General features: G+C 45.2%; 15 protein-coding genes. 3 read left to right on the top strand and 12 right to left on the bottom strand.

The features are described 5' to 3' along the window. Position 1: 1 nt before the first annotated feature. Together OJ16_RS06620 and OJ16_RS06615 are read left to right on the top strand one after the other, a co-directional pair. Positions 2 to 823 carry a transporter substrate-binding domain-containing protein gene (locus tag OJ16_RS06620; protein WP_040988580.1) on the top strand — a complete coding sequence of 274 codons (822 nt, stop codon included), beginning with the start codon at positions 2 to 4 and terminating at the stop codon, positions 821 to 823. A gap of 110 nt (positions 824 to 933) precedes the next feature. Next, a complete protein-coding gene (locus OJ16_RS06615; protein WP_236688418.1) occupies positions 934 to 1,827 on the top strand; it encodes an amino acid ABC transporter permease in 894 nt (297 codons plus the stop codon). Positions 1,828 to 2,023: 196 nt separating this feature from the next. On the opposite strand, the gene OJ16_RS06610 is transcribed toward OJ16_RS06615, so the two are convergent. The 12 genes from OJ16_RS06610 to OJ16_RS06555 form a co-directional block, all read right to left on the bottom strand. Next, a complete protein-coding gene (locus OJ16_RS06610) occupies positions 2,024 to 3,199 on the bottom strand; it encodes a tetratricopeptide repeat protein (protein WP_040988578.1) in 1,176 nt (391 codons plus the stop codon). Next, positions 3,196 to 3,816 (bottom strand): energy transducer TonB, encoded by a 621-nt coding sequence (locus tag OJ16_RS06605; protein ID WP_040988577.1) that lies wholly within the window; start codon positions 3,814 to 3,816, stop codon positions 3,196 to 3,198. The genes OJ16_RS06610 and OJ16_RS06605 overlap by 4 nt, the downstream gene beginning before the upstream one ends. Further along, entirely contained in the window at positions 3,816 to 4,220 is a 405-nt protein-coding gene (locus OJ16_RS06600) for an ExbD/TolR family protein (RefSeq protein ID WP_040988575.1), read from the bottom strand. Before OJ16_RS06600 ends, OJ16_RS06605 begins: the two co-directional genes overlap by 1 nt. Beyond that, positions 4,217 to 4,777, bottom strand: a complete 561-nt coding sequence (locus OJ16_RS06595) for a MotA/TolQ/ExbB proton channel family protein (RefSeq protein ID WP_040988573.1) — start codon at positions 4,775 to 4,777, stop codon at positions 4,217 to 4,219. Before OJ16_RS06595 ends, OJ16_RS06600 begins: the two co-directional genes overlap by 4 nt. Beyond that, entirely contained in the window at positions 4,777 to 6,138 is a 1,362-nt protein-coding gene (locus OJ16_RS06590; RefSeq protein WP_040988571.1) for a MotA/TolQ/ExbB proton channel family protein, read from the bottom strand. Before OJ16_RS06590 ends, OJ16_RS06595 begins: the two co-directional genes overlap by 1 nt. Beyond that, a complete protein-coding gene (locus OJ16_RS06585) occupies positions 6,138 to 6,899 on the bottom strand; it encodes a DUF3450 domain-containing protein (protein ID WP_040988569.1) in 762 nt (253 codons plus the stop codon). Before OJ16_RS06585 ends, OJ16_RS06590 begins: the two co-directional genes overlap by 1 nt. 222 nt (positions 6,900 to 7,121) lie before the next feature. Next, entirely contained in the window at positions 7,122 to 9,233 is a 2,112-nt protein-coding gene (locus tag OJ16_RS06580) for a TonB-dependent siderophore receptor (RefSeq protein WP_040988568.1), read from the bottom strand. A 433-nt stretch (positions 9,234 to 9,666) separates the two neighbouring features. Continuing rightward, on the bottom strand, positions 9,667 to 11,070 hold the full coding sequence (locus tag OJ16_RS06575; RefSeq protein ID WP_040988566.1) for a histidine kinase sensor domain-containing protein: 1,404 nt from the start codon (positions 11,068 to 11,070) through the stop codon (positions 9,667 to 9,669). Between the two features lie 3 nt (positions 11,071 to 11,073). Beyond that, positions 11,074 to 11,739: a response regulator transcription factor gene (locus tag OJ16_RS06570; RefSeq protein ID WP_040988565.1), complete on the bottom strand. Its 666-nt coding sequence runs from the start codon at positions 11,737 to 11,739 to the stop codon at positions 11,074 to 11,076. A 162-nt stretch (positions 11,740 to 11,901) separates the two neighbouring features. Then, on the bottom strand, positions 11,902 to 14,490 hold the full coding sequence (locus OJ16_RS06565) for a TRAP transporter permease (RefSeq protein ID WP_040988564.1): 2,589 nt from the start codon (positions 14,488 to 14,490) through the stop codon (positions 11,902 to 11,904). A 142-nt stretch (positions 14,491 to 14,632) separates the two neighbouring features. Next, on the bottom strand, positions 14,633 to 15,604 hold the full coding sequence (locus tag OJ16_RS06560; protein ID WP_040988562.1) for a TAXI family TRAP transporter solute-binding subunit: 972 nt from the start codon (positions 15,602 to 15,604) through the stop codon (positions 14,633 to 14,635). Between the two features lie 237 nt (positions 15,605 to 15,841). Then, positions 15,842 to 16,063 carry a hypothetical protein gene (locus OJ16_RS06555; RefSeq protein WP_040988560.1) on the bottom strand — a complete coding sequence of 74 codons (222 nt, stop codon included), beginning with the start codon at positions 16,061 to 16,063 and terminating at the stop codon, positions 15,842 to 15,844. Positions 16,064 to 16,216: 153 nt separating this feature from the next. Between OJ16_RS06555 and OJ16_RS06550 the strand changes: the two genes are divergently transcribed. Beyond that, on the top strand, positions 16,217 to 16,936 hold the full coding sequence (locus OJ16_RS06550) for a glycerophosphodiester phosphodiesterase family protein (protein ID WP_040988559.1): 720 nt from the start codon (positions 16,217 to 16,219) through the stop codon (positions 16,934 to 16,936). The last annotated feature ends 51 nt before the right edge of the window (positions 16,937 to 16,987 follow it).

The raw sequence follows: 16,987 nt of genomic DNA, 5'->3' as shown, positions 1-16,987 counted from the left end.
CATGAAGTTATTCAAAACAACCATCACTGCATTATTAGGGCTCGCTATCGCTCTTCCTAGTGCATTAAGCGCGAAAGAACAAACAAGTTCAAACCTTGAGGCCATCAACGACCGCGGTACATTACGCGTGGGTATGTCGACATTTGTCCCTTGGGCTATGCGTAACAAGCAAGGCGAATTGATCGGTTTCGAGGTTGACGTTGCTCAGCGACTCGCGGCAGATTCTGGTTGGAAAGTTGAATTTGTACCGACCGCTTGGGACGGCATTATTCCGGCACTATTGGCCAACAAATTCGATGTGATTATTGGCGGAATGTCGATAACACCAGAGCGTTCTGAGAGTGTCCTGTTTACGCAACCTTACTCTCATTCTGGTGTTCAAGTAGCAGCAAATAAAGAGTTAGCCGAAGGGTTTAGCGAGTTTTCAGATTTTGACTCACGACGCATTAAAATCGCCGCTCGACGCGGAGCTTACACAGTACAGGTTGCTCGTGAAACCTTCCCTAAAGCCAAGATTTTACAATTTGATGATGAGGCACAAGCCTTCCAAGAAGTGCTGAATGGCAACGCCCATGCGGTTATTGCTTCCAGCCCAAAACCTGAACATGAAGCGATTAAACACGCGAATACGCTTTTTCTACCGTTTAGCGAGCGTTTATCACAAGGCAACGAAGCCTTTGCTGTCCGCCTAGGTGAAGAAGATAAAAAAGCCTTTTTCGATCAATGGATTGAACAACGCACTCAAGATGGTTGGTTAAAAGAGCGTTACGAATATTGGTTCTCTAGCTTAGATTGGCAAGATCAGATCGCACAAGGCCAATAGTAGAACCCGTCCCTTAAAAACATTGTTGCCGTTTGAGCTTAGCTCTTAGAGCTTAAGGCTTAAACGGCGACTCACTAGCGTGGAGCTAACCTGTGAGCCAGCAAGTCCCTATCCAATCTAATCTAAACCCTGTCTCTAGATCGCCCTGGCGTTTTAAGCCCATGGATTGGATTTTGCTCGCGCTCTGTTTAACGCTGTTTACCTGGCTTTATCATCGTTCAACCATTGGGGTTAACTATATATGGCATTGGGATGACGCACTATCACTGCTCTTTACGCCGCGTGCAGATGGCAGCCTGCCCTATTTTTTCCAAGGGCTAATCTCAACTTTACGCCTCAGTTTATGGGGGCTTGCCTTCGCACTCGTTGTGGGCGTTGCACTGGGTCTAGCAAAGTTTTCTTCTTCGCCTTGGTTGCGCATGCCAGCAAACACCTTTATTCAATTAGTGCGCAATATTCCGCCGCTGGTTTTTATTTTTATCTTTTATTTCTTTATTTCAAACCAACTGATCCCATTGCTTGGTTTAGAAGCGGTACTGCGTAATTACACCGGCCAACCTAACGCACTGCAATCGTTTCTCTTTGGACCAAGCAATTTATGGGAAAACCTCGCCTCTGGAGTGCTATGCATTGGCCTGCTTTCTTCCGCCTATATCGGTGAAATCATTCGAGCAGGTTTGCAAGGTATTCCCCAAGGACAATGGGAAGCGGCAGATTCACTTGGCATGTCGCGTTGGTCGAAATATCGCTACGTGATTACGCCACAAGTGATGAAATCCATCACACCGGCTTTGGCGGGACAAACCATCTCATTGGTAAAGGATACGTCGATCGTATCGTTGATTTCGATTCAAGAGATGACCTTTGTTGGCACAGAGATGGCCAATTCATCGGGTTATATTTTTGAGATTTGGCTAATTGTGGGTTTGATTTACTTTATTCTGTGCTTAGGTTTGTCTCTCTTTTTCCGCGCGATTGAAAAGCGCAATACCATCAGTGACTAACGACTAAAACAGAGACCCGTCATCCATATCGACATCCATATCAACCCCTGTATCGACTTCCGTTCGATCGCCTGCATGAACACGCCTCAGCCTGTGTAGCATTCTTTGTAGTTATCACCGACCCCATTCAAATATTGGATATAAACATTGAATAGCAAAAAGGGAGCAAATGCTCCATTTCTATTTATAATGCCGATTACACCGCTTTTGTTGCTTGTTCAGCTCGACGCAATTGCGTTAGGTATTTGATCCAACTTCTCGACTGCTTCGAGGGCTCAATATGATTGGCTTGTTTCGCATGAATAAGGGCCTGCTCGAATTGATCCAGCTTGTAATACGCACGGGTTTTCGCTAATGCGACATCGACTTCACGACCTTGCACATGTTCTAACACCTCAAGAGCTTGTTGATATTGCCCCTCTTGAACCATCAGTTGAGCGACATTCCAGTGGTATTTTCGATCATGCTTTGCGGCTAATTGCCACTGCTTAGTGGCTTTGCTCCATTCACGAGCTTGTTGCCAATAACTTGCTTGTGAAACGACTAAATCCACATCCGCGTTTGCCCCTTCTAATTGAGATATCTCAATTGCAGCGCGTTCAGGGATGCCACTTTGCGCGTATAGTTGTGCAAGCAAAATACGGTCTTTTTGTGACAGTGCCACTCCCTGACCTTTTGCTAACGCGAGCGTGCTAAGCGCTTGCTTATTTTGCCCCTGCTGCAATTGTAAGCTCACGAGTTGACGCCACCAGTTCACTTTTTCTGGCTGCAATGTCACCAGCTTTTCCAGCGTAGGAATCGCGTCATTCCAGCGTTTCAATTGCAGCTGTGCACCCAATTTTAGCGAGAGAGGTTGTAACTCATCTTTGGTTTGAAAATGGCGGTATTTATCCGTTGCTGGAATGACCGATTTCCACTGTTCAATCTGATAGTGAGCTTGTGCAATTCTCAACCAAACTTGGTCTTCTTTTTGAGTCGCTGGCACTTGTTCTACAAGTTGATAGTAATGCGGCAGTGCGGCAGAAAACTGTTGATCACTGAGTAATAAATCCGCCAGCATTTTTTGCGTCACCCAGCCTTGCTCATCTTCCAGCTGTTGGCTTTTGACGGCCAGCGTTAGATGTTTAATTGCGGGCTTTATCTGCTCATTTTGCCAATAAAACACACCGAGCATACGTGCGACAAAAGCTTGATCATACGCTTTTGAGGTATCAATTTTTTGCAACGCTTCAATCGCTTCAAGAAACTTTTCGTCTTGAGCTAATTGATTCGCTTTTTGAACACGAATAGCGGTGTACTGACTAAGCTCAGCGGCGCCTGCGGCCATTGATACACAACACAACACCGCGACTAGAAAATTACGAATTATCATTTGGCTAATTTAAACTCCAAGCGAACCGTTTGACCAACCTGTGACAAGGCACTTCCGTCTTCGACTTTAGGCTGATATTTCCATTTACGAAGCGCCCGAACCGCCTCTTTCTCGAACATACGTTTAGGCTTCGCATCCAAGACTTCGATGTCTTGCGGACGCCCCGTTGGGTCGATAGTAAATTTCAATACCACATAGCCTTGTGCACCACGCTTTAAGGCCCTTGAAGGGTAACGAGGCTCTACTCTATAAAGAGGCATGGCTTGCTGGTTCACACCAAAATCGCCAAACGTAGGCGCACTGATCGCCAGGCCATCTATCGTCGTGCTCAGCCCGAGCATGGGTTGCATCGCCATTGGCGACACATTCGACGTTTGATTCTGAGCCTGAGAAACCGGCGCTTGTTCAGGCACTTCCGGTGCTTTGGGTTGTTCTGGCACCGTTCGCTGACGACGTTGAGTCTCTTGTTCGTTTTCAACCATCACCATGTTAAAGCTTAGGGCTTCGCTTGATTCAGGTGCGCGGCGGTGGCCGTTATCCACCATCCACGCCATAAAACTAAACAATGCCAGCGCTATAGCACCGGCAATGGGTAACGCAAAAAGAACGCGCAACACTACTTTTTCTCCGCCGCTAATGCGATATTCTTCACGCCCGCGCCCTTGGCGGCATCCATCACTTTCACAACCGTTCCGCTATAAGCATGCTCATCAGCTTGAATGACCAATGAGGCGTCTGGTTTGTCTAGCAATAGGTGTTCTAGCGTCGCTTGCACACGTTCCACATCGACAATTCGCTTATCGATATAGATGTCGTTACCGGATGTGACCGCAACAAAAATGCCGGCGTCTTTTTGACTGACGACATTGGACGCTTGTGGGCGATTCACTTCAACGCCCGACTCTCGTACAAACGAACTGGTCACGATAAAGAAAATCAACATGATAAAAACAATATCGAGCATCGAAGTAAGGTCGATTTGCGCCTCTTCTTGTTTATGTTGGCGTCTACCGAGTCTCATCGCTGACTCCTTAATGATTTTTCTAATTTAATTTCACGAAGCTGACAGGCCTTTGCTAAACGAGCATGAACAAACATGCCAGCTAAAGCCGCAACCATACCCGCCATCGTTGGCAATGTTGCCAACGAAATGCCAGAGGCCATCAATTTAGGGTTACTGCTGCCTTGCGTTGCCATCACATCAAACACTGAGATCATGCCCGTTACCGTGCCCAGCAATCCAAGCATTGGGCAAATGGCCACCAGCACTTTGATCATATTGAGGTTCTGGTATAACGCCATGTGAGCTTGAGCGATCCAGCTTTCACGAATCGCATGGGCATACCATGAACTTTGCTCTTGACGTAAATGCCATTGGTTCAGCCAGTCTTGACGTAATTTAGGATAATGAACAAGCAAGAAAATGACGCGTTCAACGATCAAGACCCAGCATAGTAATACCACACCACCAAGCCACCAGAGCACTTGACCGCCCTGCTCCATAAAGCTTTGCAGCGACATTAGCCAATCACTGGTTTGAATGCCGCTGGGCAACCATGAGATTGAAAACAGCTCCATTACGCAGCGTTCTCCACAGTATGCGCACTCATCACTGGCTCGGCTTTCTCGGCTTGCTCAGCGACAAGACCGATGCCTTGTTTTTCAAGAATATTACGAATGCTTTCTGCTTGAGAGCTCAATACATTGTGTGCCAGTAGTAAAGGCATTGCCGCAATAAGACCCAGTACGGTGGTGACAAGAGCCATTGAAATACCGCCCGCCATGACTTTCGGGTCGCCATTGCCAAATTGGGTGATCACTTGGAACGTTTCAATCATACCGGTTACGGTACCTAGCAAACCAAGCATTGGCGCTAACGCTGCAAGCAATTTCAGCATTGAAAGCCCTTTTTCAAGATGAGTTTGCTCATCAACAACGGCTTCAAGTAGGCGGAGTTCCAATGCCTCTACACTGCGATTCTGTTCTTTGTTGTATACCGCTAAAATACGACCTAGCGGGTTATTACCTGGTACCGCCGGGGTTTTAAGTTGGCGACGAATTTTTTGGCGAGCCATCGATAAGCTCGCGCCACGCGCCACTGCGATAATCAAACCGATAGCCAGAAGTCCAAGAATAATCTGGCCAACAACGCCACCCGCTTCAAGACGATCTTGAAGTGTCGGTTCTAACGCAAGTTGCTCTAACATGATGCCGCGTGAAGGATCGACAACCATATTCTCAAGTTTGCCGTCTTTCAATGCCGTAACCGATGACAACGTTGGGCCTTGATCTGGTTGTTTTAGATAAGCTTTTGCTTCTTCTTTCTGACCGTTCCAAACCACATAGCCATCGCGATCAATTAGGCCAATCGCACCAATTCGTGCCACATCAACTTGGCTTGTTCTACCCTCGCCATCAATGTAGTTCACTTGAGTCAGCGCGACCTGGCCACCTGCTTGAATTTGCTCGTCTAACGCAAGCCATAGTGCCGTTAGCTGAGGCATAGAAGGCAGACTGGTTGCCGCAATAATTTGATCAATTTGATCGTTATAAGATTGCGCATCGACTCCAGTAACTGACTGTTCCAGCTCTGTCTGTAACTCTTTTGCATTTTGACGAACAACGCCGAACACTTCACCTAGGCTGCCCGTTTCCAAACGCAGCTGTTCTTCTAAACGCGCTAACGTCTCTTCATTTTGGCTAAACGTTTCAGCGAGCGCATCATTTTGTGTTTGTAGCAAATTACGTTTTTTATCTAGCTGTGCTTTCAGCGTCGCCAGTTCCTGTTCACTTGCTTTAAAGCCCGACTCACGAACTTGGTTATGCTGTGCTTGTTGGCGATTTTCCGTTGTGGCTTGACCCGTAAAATCGCCACTGGCGAATGCGGTGAATGAAAGCGCGCTTAATGCACAAGCTGAAACGAGTAATTTGATTTTCATTATTTCGTCTCCGCTAGCAGTGACACAGGAACAGTAAGAAGACTTGGCGCGATTTGTTTTGCTGCCATTGCGTATGCTTTATCAAGGTTGGCCTTCATTGACGCATCCACTTCTGTCCACTCTTGGGTACGTTTATCCCACGCCCAAAACTGATTGCCATTTAAGCTACGAGCAATCAACGAGATTCGGCCAAGGTGCAAAATATCCGCTTCGCGGCTTTCGCCCGCGAGTGAGATTTTACCTTGGTATAAACCCAATTTGATGCCGTAATCCATTTCAATTTGATACGCCTCTAAGATACGGCGATATTTTTCAGCATCGCTCACATCAGCACGAGTCATCAGAACTTGTAATTTTTCAATACGCTCTAAACGTTGTTCTTTTTTAATCGGCGCATCGGCTTCAGTACGCTGCTTTAACGTATCAACCATTTGATACATCAACGGCACAATGCCTTGGCGTGTGATTTTGATGTCTTGAACTTGGCCATCAATACTGGTCATTTCTTGCTCTTGATTGGCAATCAATGCATTGAGGTGCTTTTGATAGATGTCGAGATTTTTCACTTCTTCTTCTAGCTGTTCAATCTCAGCCTGCAGTCTAAGTGACGCATCCGCGCTTTTATCAATACGCTTTTGGCTCACTACTGAGGCGTTATTGGTTTTATTCTGAATAGCTTGAGCGCTATCGAGGCTTGAAGCTAAAGCCGGGCTAACAGCCGCAGCAATAACAATAACTAAACTGGTTTTAAATAAGTTCATAATCTTAAAGTGTTCAATAAATCAACAATAAAGCTCGCTCAAATGCAGCTCAATTTTCTAATTTCTATTTGATAAATATTATCATTAATATTTAGCGTCGAATAGCAATAATCTTGTCTAAACGTCTACATAACTGGCCTACATAATGGTTTACGACAGATAGCAGAAAACACCGCCCCAAACAGAACGGTGTTTATTTGCATTTAGCTTAATTGGCAAGCTTTAGAATGTCGCATTTACTGAGAACTTAAAGCGACGCTCGTTACCATAGTGAACATCAGTTACAACATCGTTACTCACGCTACCACCAGTGCCCGCAACATATTCAGTATCAAATAGGTTTTCGATATTGAAGCGGAAATCCCAATTCACATAGTCGCTATTAATTGAGTGCGAAGCACCTGTATCAAAGCGCACGTAATCATCGAGCTTGACAGTATTGGCATTATCCGCCCAACGCTCGCCTTGGTAGAACATACCAATGTTGAACGCTGTTGACTCTGTCATAGAGTAGCGAGTCCACACAGAACCCGACCATTCTGGTACGTTTGCTGGTACTTTATCTTGGTACTGGTCATGCTTGTCGTAGTTGGCATTTAGATACATACCAGACATCATCACGAACCATTTGTCAGAAATTTGTCCTTGCGAACCAATTTCTGCACCGACATGACGTTGGATGCCATCTTGGGTAGTAATACCATTTTCCTTAATGCTGATATTGCGCTTCTCAATATCAAATATCGCACCAGTCAATAGTACTCGGCTATCCATTAACTCCCACTTGGTACCCAATTCATATTGGCTACTTTCTTCTGGCTTACGCTCTGTAATGCTTGTGTCGTCATTGACAACATTGTCAACTGGATTGAAGCTTTCAGAGTAGTTCGCATAGATGCTACCGTTGTACGTTGGATGGTAGATGATGCCCGCTTTTGGTGAGAATGATTCACTGTCATTCGCACCTTTAACAACCTGATTCTGACTCGTTGTGCCATCAGCGAAGTACATGTCGTAACGACCACCTACAAGAGCTTGCCATTGATCATTAAAAGTAATCAAATCTTGTACATAGAAACCGTAGTAGTTGTTTTCACTCTTATATGCTGAATCATCGTTCTTGTAGTCAAGTCCCGGATTAGCTGGATTTTCACCAGGGCTCACGTTAATGCTGCTTCCAGATTTAACGACTAGTTGTTCATAGTCGTAGAACTGACCGTTCATACCCACTAGTACTTGATGATCAACATCAAGAGCACTAAATTCACCATGTAGGTCTGCATGGAATGCTTGCGTTTTCCATGTATCGTGGCGATCAAATGGGCTAAGCGTGTAGCTGCCATCAACTGACGTTTGACCCGTTGGTTTTGGTGATGAGTCGTAACGATGACGCTTCATATCCTGTGAGTTATAGCTTAGGTTTGCGCGCCACTGGCTGTTAATGTAGATATCTAAATCTGCACCCCAGTTTTCAACATCGTTATCAATAAATGACCAATTCGCATCACGAATCATGTCGCGATTACCAATAACATCACCATTAAGGTCTAACCAAGCACCTGTATCAAGTGGTGCTCTGTCGCTGGTTTTCTCATAGTTAAATGACAATAAACCCCAGTCTTGCAGATCGGCTTCAATAACACCGTAGCCCAAGAAGCGATCACGCTCACGCTCATCGCCAGTTGCATATTTACGGCTTTCTACTGAATCTTGTTTTACGAGTACTGTACGGCCACGCAGCGTGCCTGATTCGTTTAATTTACCTGAAACATCAATATGGTGGTGGGCGCTGCCTAAGTCATCAAAGTTTGTTCCAACATTGACTTGAGGCGCTTCCGTTGGTTTTTTCGAAACCATGTTGATCAAACCACCTGGAGCAGTACGACCATAAAGCAAACTTGAAGGACCTTTGATCACTTCAATGCTTTCTAGTGTTTCGATAGGTAACATGTAATGAGTAAATAGCGAGTGACCATTTCTTAAATAGCCATTCGTTGAAGAAAGTTCAAAGCCACGAAGATAAAACACTTCACGGTTCCATTTTTGTGTACCTGCACTCACACTAGCATCGTTTTGTAACGCTTCGCCTAACGTGGTCGCTAGTTGCTCTTCCAGTACAATCTCAGGGATAACATTGATTGATTGTGCCGTATCAAGCATGCTGGTATCAGTACGCATCGCACCTGTTGCACTATCAACTTTATAGTCGTTGAAGCTCTGAGCATGCACAACTATCGTTTCGTCTACCTGTGTATCTGTCTCTTGTGCATGCACAGCTGAGGTGCTAAGTGCGAATGCCACTGCACTGCAAATGGTTGTTACTTTGAAATTCATTTTTTAATTTTCCTACTCATTTTGTCATTTACGATGTCATGGAACTCTCATCGTAAATAAGAATGATTTTACGAGTCGAAATATAACTAGTAATGATGGCGGTCGTGATGGGTAACATTAGGAGAGCCTAAATAACGCTTTTTCCATAAAGTTTGATTTATACCCCCATAAAGCCAAACCCTAAGCAACATTTAAAGCTGCTCGAAAATGGCCACTGCTTCTACATCTATTTGACTCTTAGTAAACCGAACTATTTAATCGCAGACCACTACGACTGCGTGCAATTAACGAAACGAAATATAATTGATAATCAGTATCATTTGCATTGAAATTTACATTCTTTGCATTTGTCAGGAAAATATTACCTTTCCCCCAACATGCTGTTTGTCCATAGTTTTATCGAAACTGAAATTTCAGATTAAAAAAAACACGCCTATTGGCGTGTTGTCTTTGTGGCTACAAGATTACTGGGGAAGAGGAGCTCTATTCGTAGCCCCCCATCACTTCGATTCGATGCTTGCACCCTGCCTTGCATGACATGCATTGCTTCTTTAACAATGGCGAGACCAAGACCATAACCGCCCGATTTCTTATCCCGTGCTGATTCTAGGCGGGTAAAAGGTTGGAAAATTTCATCTAAACGGCTCGGCTCAATGCCTTTACCATCATCTTGCACCGCAACCACGCTATACTCTTGGTCATTTTGCGTGAGACGATAAAGTAGTACCTCAATATTGGCTTGCTCCCCTGCGTATTTGCCCGCATTGGTGATCAAGTTGCGTACACATCGCACAACCAGACGTTCATCAGCAAGCACCTGGCTCTCTGATTGGCTGGGCACAAAGACCAATTTCTGTTCCGCTCCGATATCAAAGTGGCTTTGGGTGACTTGAGACGCCACATAACTTTCTAAGCACATCGGTTTCAAGTTGACTTCATAACGTGAATTTTCTAATTGGCTGAAGGTGAGAATTTCCCCAACCAACGAATCCATTTCTTCCACTTCTCGCTCTAAGCGTAAGACCAATTCACGTTCAGACTCTGACACTTTGTATTTTAGTAAATGCAGAGCCAGGTTTTGTCGCGCCAAAGGCGTGCGAAGTTCGTGGGAGACATCTCGAATTAATCGTTTCTGTTTTTCAGCCAAAGAATGAATTTGCACACTCATCTGATCAAAATCTCTGGCTAGTTCATTAAATTCACGAATGTTCGATTTCAACTCGGTTTCAACATTCACATTAAAATGCCCCTGAGCAAGGCGATGACTGGCTTCTCGAAGCCGATCAAGCGGTTGCTGCAGTTTACGGGCTAAGATCAATGAGAATAACGCGAGAATACCGAAAGCGATGACAAACTTACTGACGGCGAGGTAACTGATAAAGCGATGGGCAGGATGTAGCTGACTGGGTAACTGAACCACCAAAATATGGTTGTTAACCAGGGTTTGACCAATAAGCGGTCTAGACACGCGGTCGCCCATCATTTCATTTAGTTGGCGTAGAAATTTTAATTTAAAAGCGAAATGTGGATGCATTTTTCGGTGGGTGATTGGTTGATTTTTATCATCCAATACAAAGAGATAATACGGTTGTGCGTTTGCCCAATCGGCAAGCTCATCCATATCGCCCTCTTCTATCAATTCGTTGGCTTGCTCGGCGAGTTGACGTAATTCCAACTTGACTGAATCGGGCAAAACTAAAACGGTACGGATCAACGCTTGCTCGGTCAGGCCCTGTAGCAACAAGATACTCAGCACAACAATCGACATATAGCTAAACAGCTGGAACGCTAATCCGTCTTTACGTTTTTCAATAAAAAGAGGACATTTAAGTTTCAAAAATTACTCCCGAACACTGGCGACAAAACTGTAGCCTCTACCTCGTACCGTTTTGATATGCTGCTTAGACATACCGGCTTCCACCAGTTTACGACGTACATTGCTGATGTGCATATCTAAATTGCGGTCAAAAGGGCTGAGCTCTTTTTTCAATACTTCAATTTGTAGCTGCGCTTTTGAAATGACGACCCCTTCATTGCGCATTAAATAGTTCAGTAGATCTGCTTCTGTGCCCGTAAACGGCAAACCGGAGACGGATTCTGAAAAACCATGCTCATCAGAATGGTAGCTTTGGCGCTGCTTTTCTAACCCGACACGACGAAAAATAGCTTTGATTCTCGCGAGTAACTCCGGCACTTTGAAGGGTTTGGCGACATATTGATCCGCGCCGGCTTGATACCCTTCCAGCATCGATGATTCATCATTTAATGCTGTTAACATCAATATTGGCGTCGCAAAACGTTGGCAAATACGGCGTGCAACTTGTAACCCATTTAATTTAGGCAACATGACATCAAGCAACACCAGATCAACGGAGTTCTTTTCAATAAATTGCAAGGCGCTTTCACCGCAGTGAGCACATTCGACTTGATAGCCCTCTAACGTTAATACTTCAGCGATCAACTTGCTCAGTTCGACATCATCATCAACGACCAATATTTTCGACATTTTTTTTCTTACACAGCCAAGAAGGATGCGATTCTAAATCGCAATTATTATCAGTACAAGCACTAGTCATCAATTGATGGGGCTTAATTAACCATAATGAAAAAACCCGGCACTGCCGGGTTTCAAATTTAAACACTGTTTCGATTAAACGACCTACCGATTTTAGGCGGCGACAGGTATCGCCGTCCTCGCGACTCTTCGACGTTGCAGTGTAACCACGAAGCCAAACAACAATAACGCAGGGATCCACATCCATTCTTTACGCACGCGCTCAATCGGAACCCGAATATCGACGATTTGCTGATCAAATTGCAGTCCCGCGGCTTCCGCTGGACTGGCAAAGCCCACGACATCAATCAAGGTTTGGCCATCATGCTGGTAGGTGGCAATGCCTAATGTATCTAAGCGATCTTGCCCTGTTTCACCTTCTGGCACTTCGAGCAACACCGAAAAATCACGCATTTTACCCACGCTGTCTTCGCCGCTGATTCGCATTCTTAATACGCCGCCAGGCTCTAAAGATTCTAACGTCTGCGCCATCACTTTAGGATTGCTTGATTGATAAGGGTCAATCACCAAATCAACCCAATAACCCGGTCTAAACAAAGTAAAAGCGACTAAGAGTAAGAGTACGCCTTCATACCATTTATTTCGCGTTAAGAACCACCCTTGCGTCGCCGCGGCAAAAATCAGCATGGCTATCGTCGAGACAATGAAGATGACGATACCATGAAACAGATCAACATCAATCAACAACAAGTCTGTATTGAAAATAAACAGGAATGGCAACGCGGCGGTACGCAAACTGTAATAGAACGCGGTTAAGCCCGTTTTGATCGGATCGCCTTTTGAGACCGCGGCGGCGGCAAAAGAGGCTAAACCAACCGGAGGCGTCACGTCGGCCATAATACCAAAATAGAACACAAACAAATGCACTGCGATTAACGGCACAATCAGTCCGTGCTGTTCACCCAGCGTTACAATCACCGGCGCTAAGAGGCTCGAAACCACAATATAGTTCGCGGTGGTTGGCAGCCCCATACCAAGAATCAAGCTCAGTACGGCGGTTAATAGTAACATCAGAAGCAAGTTACCCATCGACAACATCTCAACCAAATCGGCTAAAACAAGGCCCACACCAGTTTGAGAGACTGCGCCAACAATAATGCCCGCCGTTGCCGTAGCAATACCAATCCCAATCATATTACGAGCACCGGCAATCAAGCCTTCTCGCAAATCAACACACCCTTCTTTGAAACTGCCGTAGTCATGTCGACCGTCTTTGCGCATCCAGTTTAGAAGCGGACGCTGCGTCAGTACAATAACGACGAGGATCATTGAGCCCCAGAATGCCGATAATCCCGGAGATAACCGCTCAACCATAAGGCACCAAACCAGTACGACGACAGGCAACAAATAGTGCAATCCGGAAAGTAATACATGTCGGGTATTCGGGAGCTGATCTAATGGGCGATCAGGGTCTTCTTCTGCCAGTGGTTCGTTATTCGCAGCGATACGCAGCAGACCGAGGTAGCTGACCACCAGCAATACCGCAACGCCTTGCAGAGCATAATCCCCCATCATCGGCTTTAGCCAACCCAAACCATAGTAGACCAATAGCGACAAACCACTCACCAATGTCACCCCAAAGGCAAAGCCCGTTAAACGTGCGAGCCAAGGTTTTGAGTGTGTGGTCTCTAACGGTTCCATGCCCAGTTTCAAGGCTTCTAGATGAACAATATACAAGAGCGCAATGTATGAGATGGCGGCAGGTAAAAAGGCATGCTTGATGATTTCGACATATGGAATACCCACATATTCCACCATCAAAAACGCCGCAGCCCCCATCACTGGCGGCATAATTTGGCCATTAACCGATGACGCCACCTCGACCGCTCCGGCCTTTTCTGCACTAAAACCCACTTTACGCATCATCGGAATGGTAAACGTTCCTGTCGTCACCACATTGGCAATTGAAGATCCTGAGATCAAGCCCGTTAAACCGGATGCCACAACCGCTGCTTTCGCCGGGCCGCCACGTAAATGCCCCAGCATACTAAAGGCAAGTTGGATGAAGTAATGCCCTGCCCCTGCCCGTTCTAGTAACGCGCCAAACAAAACAAACAGAAACACAAAACTGGTCGAAACGCCTAACGCAATACCAAACACACCTTCGGTAGTGATCCACTGATGGTTTGCTAACGCATCTAACTGTACACCTCGATGAGACAAAATACCCGGCATCATAGGACCCGCCAGGCTGTAACCGATAAAGACAAGGGCGATAAGAGGGAGTGCGGGGCCCAGCACGCGTCGCGCGGCTTCCAATAACAATGGAAGACCAATCAAAGCCACAATAAAATCTTCTGTCGTGAGGCTACCTGGGCGCTGTGCCAGTGCTTCATACATCACAAATAAGTAAAGAGATGATGCACAAGCAATCAAGCCAAACATCATATCGATAGCGGGTACGCGATCACGGGGTGAACGCTTAAAAGCGGGAAACACTAGAAACGCCAGTAACAGGGCAAAGCCTAAATGAATGGCACGCGTTTCAGTGTCATTCATCACACCAAAACCCACAATAAATGGCAATGGCGAAGCAATCCAAAGTTGAAAGAGTGACCAAAGCAATGCCAATGATGCGATGGTTTTTTCCATAATGCCGCCAGGCAATCGAGCCCCAAAATCCTGGGCGATCAATTCTTCAGCCGACGTCGGAGACGACGCTGTAGATATCGGTCTATCCATAACTATTCTCTAATTGTTTTTATATAAGATAAAAAGACTAAGCCTTAACACGTGTTTGATTAAGACTTAGTAAAAAGGGAAACCTTTTATTTAACGCGATCTCCTATTGGCCGCAATTACCTGCTACCGGAGTGAAATACATTTATAACCAACCACGTTCTTTGTAGTAGCGTGCTGCGCCTTCATGCAAAGGCGCTGACAAGCCCACCTCGATCATCTCGCTTTCTTTAAGATCTTTAAAAGCGGGATGCAGACGCTTAAAGCGGTCGAGATTATCAAACACTGATTTCACCAATTGGTATACCAACTCAGGATCGGTTTCCGCTGTGGTAGACAGTACGGCTTTGCCACCAATCGAAGGGGTATCGTCAGGATTGCCACGATACATCCCACCAGGAATGACCGCTTTAGTGAAGTAGGCTTTATCCGCAAGAAGCTGATCAATTTCAGGCCCTGTCACCGCGACTAATAGAGCATCGGTTGTCGTTGACGCTTCTTGAATCGCGCCATTTGGATGACCGACAAAATAACTCATCGCATCAATGTTATTGTCACTCATCGCTGATGCTTGCTCTGCCGGTTTTAAATCAGACACGAGGCTAAATACTGAAGGCTCCCAGCCTTTCACTTCCATCACTTGCTCAAACGTATCGCGTTGGCCTGAGCCTGGATTGCCGATATTGACTCGTTTACCTTTCAAGTCATCCAGTTTGGTAATATCGGCATCCTTGCGCGCCAAAATCGTAAACACTTCGCTTTGTAGTGAAAAAACCGCGCGAATATCCGCCATTGGCTCACGGTTTTGGAAAGGCGCTACGCCCTCAAGAGCTTTGTATTGGTGATCAGACTGCATGATGCCAAAATTGTATTCACCGCTACGAAGGCCATTGACGTTCGCCACACCACCGCCACTGGCCGGGGCATTACATTTAATATTGTGATCATCGCCACCTCTATTTACGAAACGGCAAATCGATTGACCGGCGACATAGTAAACGCCCGTCTGACCGCCAGTCCCAATGGTAATGTACTGCTCTCCCGCCTGTGCATTCTCAACAAATGAGAAGCCTCCTAATATAAGAGCACACGTTGAAACCAGTGTTAATCCTTTCATTTTTACATTCCTTTCAAGCTTCAATGAGGTAGAACTTTATCGGTATTTTCGTTGAACTCACCAATACAGACCAACAATTAACCTATAAACGCATTATTTATAGGTTAAATGGCTCATTTTGATAATTTAAGTAGAAGAAAAGTGATGATAATTTGTGAAAATTTGAATAATACGCTAAATGGAGCATCGAAAATAAAACCATTACGCACCACATCACCAACAAAAAATTAACACACACTAGCGGTAAACCCGCCCGCTTAAAATGCGCCCTTTCTCACCACGTGGTAATTCAGAAATAATGGCGTCGCTATTTCCTCTTAGATAATCGCGAAATTCATCAATAACTAATTGTTTTAATGTGATAATTTTACGAGTCCATGTGATATCCAAAATGGTCGTTTCAAATAGAGAGAGAATGTGAGTTACGTCATGCTTTTCAACGAACCGAGTAAACTTCATCTTTTTCTCTCACGGCTTAAAAGACTTTCTTATCTCGACTTAAATTCAGGTTATGCGCAATTTTTGCCGATCACGCGCACACAATAATCATTTCCGGAATGCCCCATTCGTTCTAAAATAAACCGTCTTTACCCATTCAATAAGAGTCATAAAATGCCGATTACCATCGTCGGACACAGAGGTGTCGCTGGGCAATATCCTGAAAATACGCTCGTGAGTATTCAAGCCGCAATAGACATGGGTTTAGAATGGATCGAAGTGGATGTTCAACCCACCCGAGATCGGCACCTTGTTGTCTGCCATGACCACACCATCGACCGCTGTAGTAACGGCTTTGGGCGAGTGGATCACTACACCTTAGAACAGCTGCAACAATTTGATTTTGGTGCATGGTTCTCACCACAATTTAATTTTCAGCCCATCATGACCTTAGAGCAGTTGCTACGGTTAATTAAGCCGCTCAATATTGGCTTGAACATCGAAATCAAAGTGGATACTGACGATTATGACGTCGTTGTGAATGAATTGAAGCGTCAACTAGAGCAATTCGCATTACCTGAAGAGAGAATCCTGATCTCAAGCTTTGATCATCAAATACTGCGTCACGTGCACCACGCACAACTTGGCTACCCTATCGCGGTATTAAGTGAAAAGCTCTCAACCCAAGATTGGCAATTACTCAAAGAAATCAACGCTGTGGCTTGCAACCTCAATGTCAGAAACACCAACAAAAAACAAATCTCTGCGTTACAACAAGCGGGATATCAGGTGTGGTGTTTTACCGTCAATAATCCAAAACAACTGCAACATCTGCAAAACGTGGATGCTATTTTTAGTGACTATCCGCATCGATTTCTGACGGCATCGATGTAATCACGCACAGACAAACCACAAGAATGATAGACAGCAAAGCTCTCTACATAA

This window comes from Vibrio renipiscarius, from assembly GCF_000827885.1.
GTDB lineage: Bacteria > Pseudomonadota > Gammaproteobacteria > Enterobacterales > Vibrionaceae > Vibrio > Vibrio renipiscarius.
Note: the sequence above shows the minus strand (reverse complement) of the source record. Positions and strands in the feature narration are given on the sequence as shown.

Coding starts and splice junctions, on each gene's coding strand:
- OJ16_RS06555 (WP_040988560.1), bottom strand. CDS start 16,063: ATGAAGTTTACTCGGTTCGTTGAAAAGCATGACGTAACTCACATTCTC.
- OJ16_RS06580 (WP_040988568.1), bottom strand. CDS start 9,233: ATGAATTTCAAAGTAACAACCATTTGCAGTGCAGTGGCATTCGCACTT.
- OJ16_RS06560 (WP_040988562.1), bottom strand. CDS start 15,604: ATGAAAGGATTAACACTGGTTTCAACGTGTGCTCTTATATTAGGAGGC.
- OJ16_RS06610 (WP_040988578.1), bottom strand. CDS start 3,199: ATGATAATTCGTAATTTTCTAGTCGCGGTGTTGTGTTGTGTATCAATG.
- OJ16_RS06550 (WP_040988559.1), top strand. CDS start 16,217: ATGCCGATTACCATCGTCGGACACAGAGGTGTCGCTGGGCAATATCCT.
- OJ16_RS06600 (WP_040988575.1), bottom strand. CDS start 4,220: ATGAGACTCGGTAGACGCCAACATAAACAAGAAGAGGCGCAAATCGAC.
- OJ16_RS06570 (WP_040988565.1), bottom strand. CDS start 11,739: ATGTCGAAAATATTGGTCGTTGATGATGATGTCGAACTGAGCAAGTTG.
- OJ16_RS06620 (WP_040988580.1), top strand. CDS start 2: ATGAAGTTATTCAAAACAACCATCACTGCATTATTAGGGCTCGCTATC.
- OJ16_RS06595 (WP_040988573.1), bottom strand. CDS start 4,777: ATGGAGCTGTTTTCAATCTCATGGTTGCCCAGCGGCATTCAAACCAGT.
- OJ16_RS06565 (WP_040988564.1), bottom strand. CDS start 14,490: ATGGATAGACCGATATCTACAGCGTCGTCTCCGACGTCGGCTGAAGAA.
- OJ16_RS06590 (WP_040988571.1), bottom strand. CDS start 6,138: ATGAAAATCAAATTACTCGTTTCAGCTTGTGCATTAAGCGCGCTTTCA.
- OJ16_RS06585 (WP_040988569.1), bottom strand. CDS start 6,899: ATGAACTTATTTAAAACCAGTTTAGTTATTGTTATTGCTGCGGCTGTT.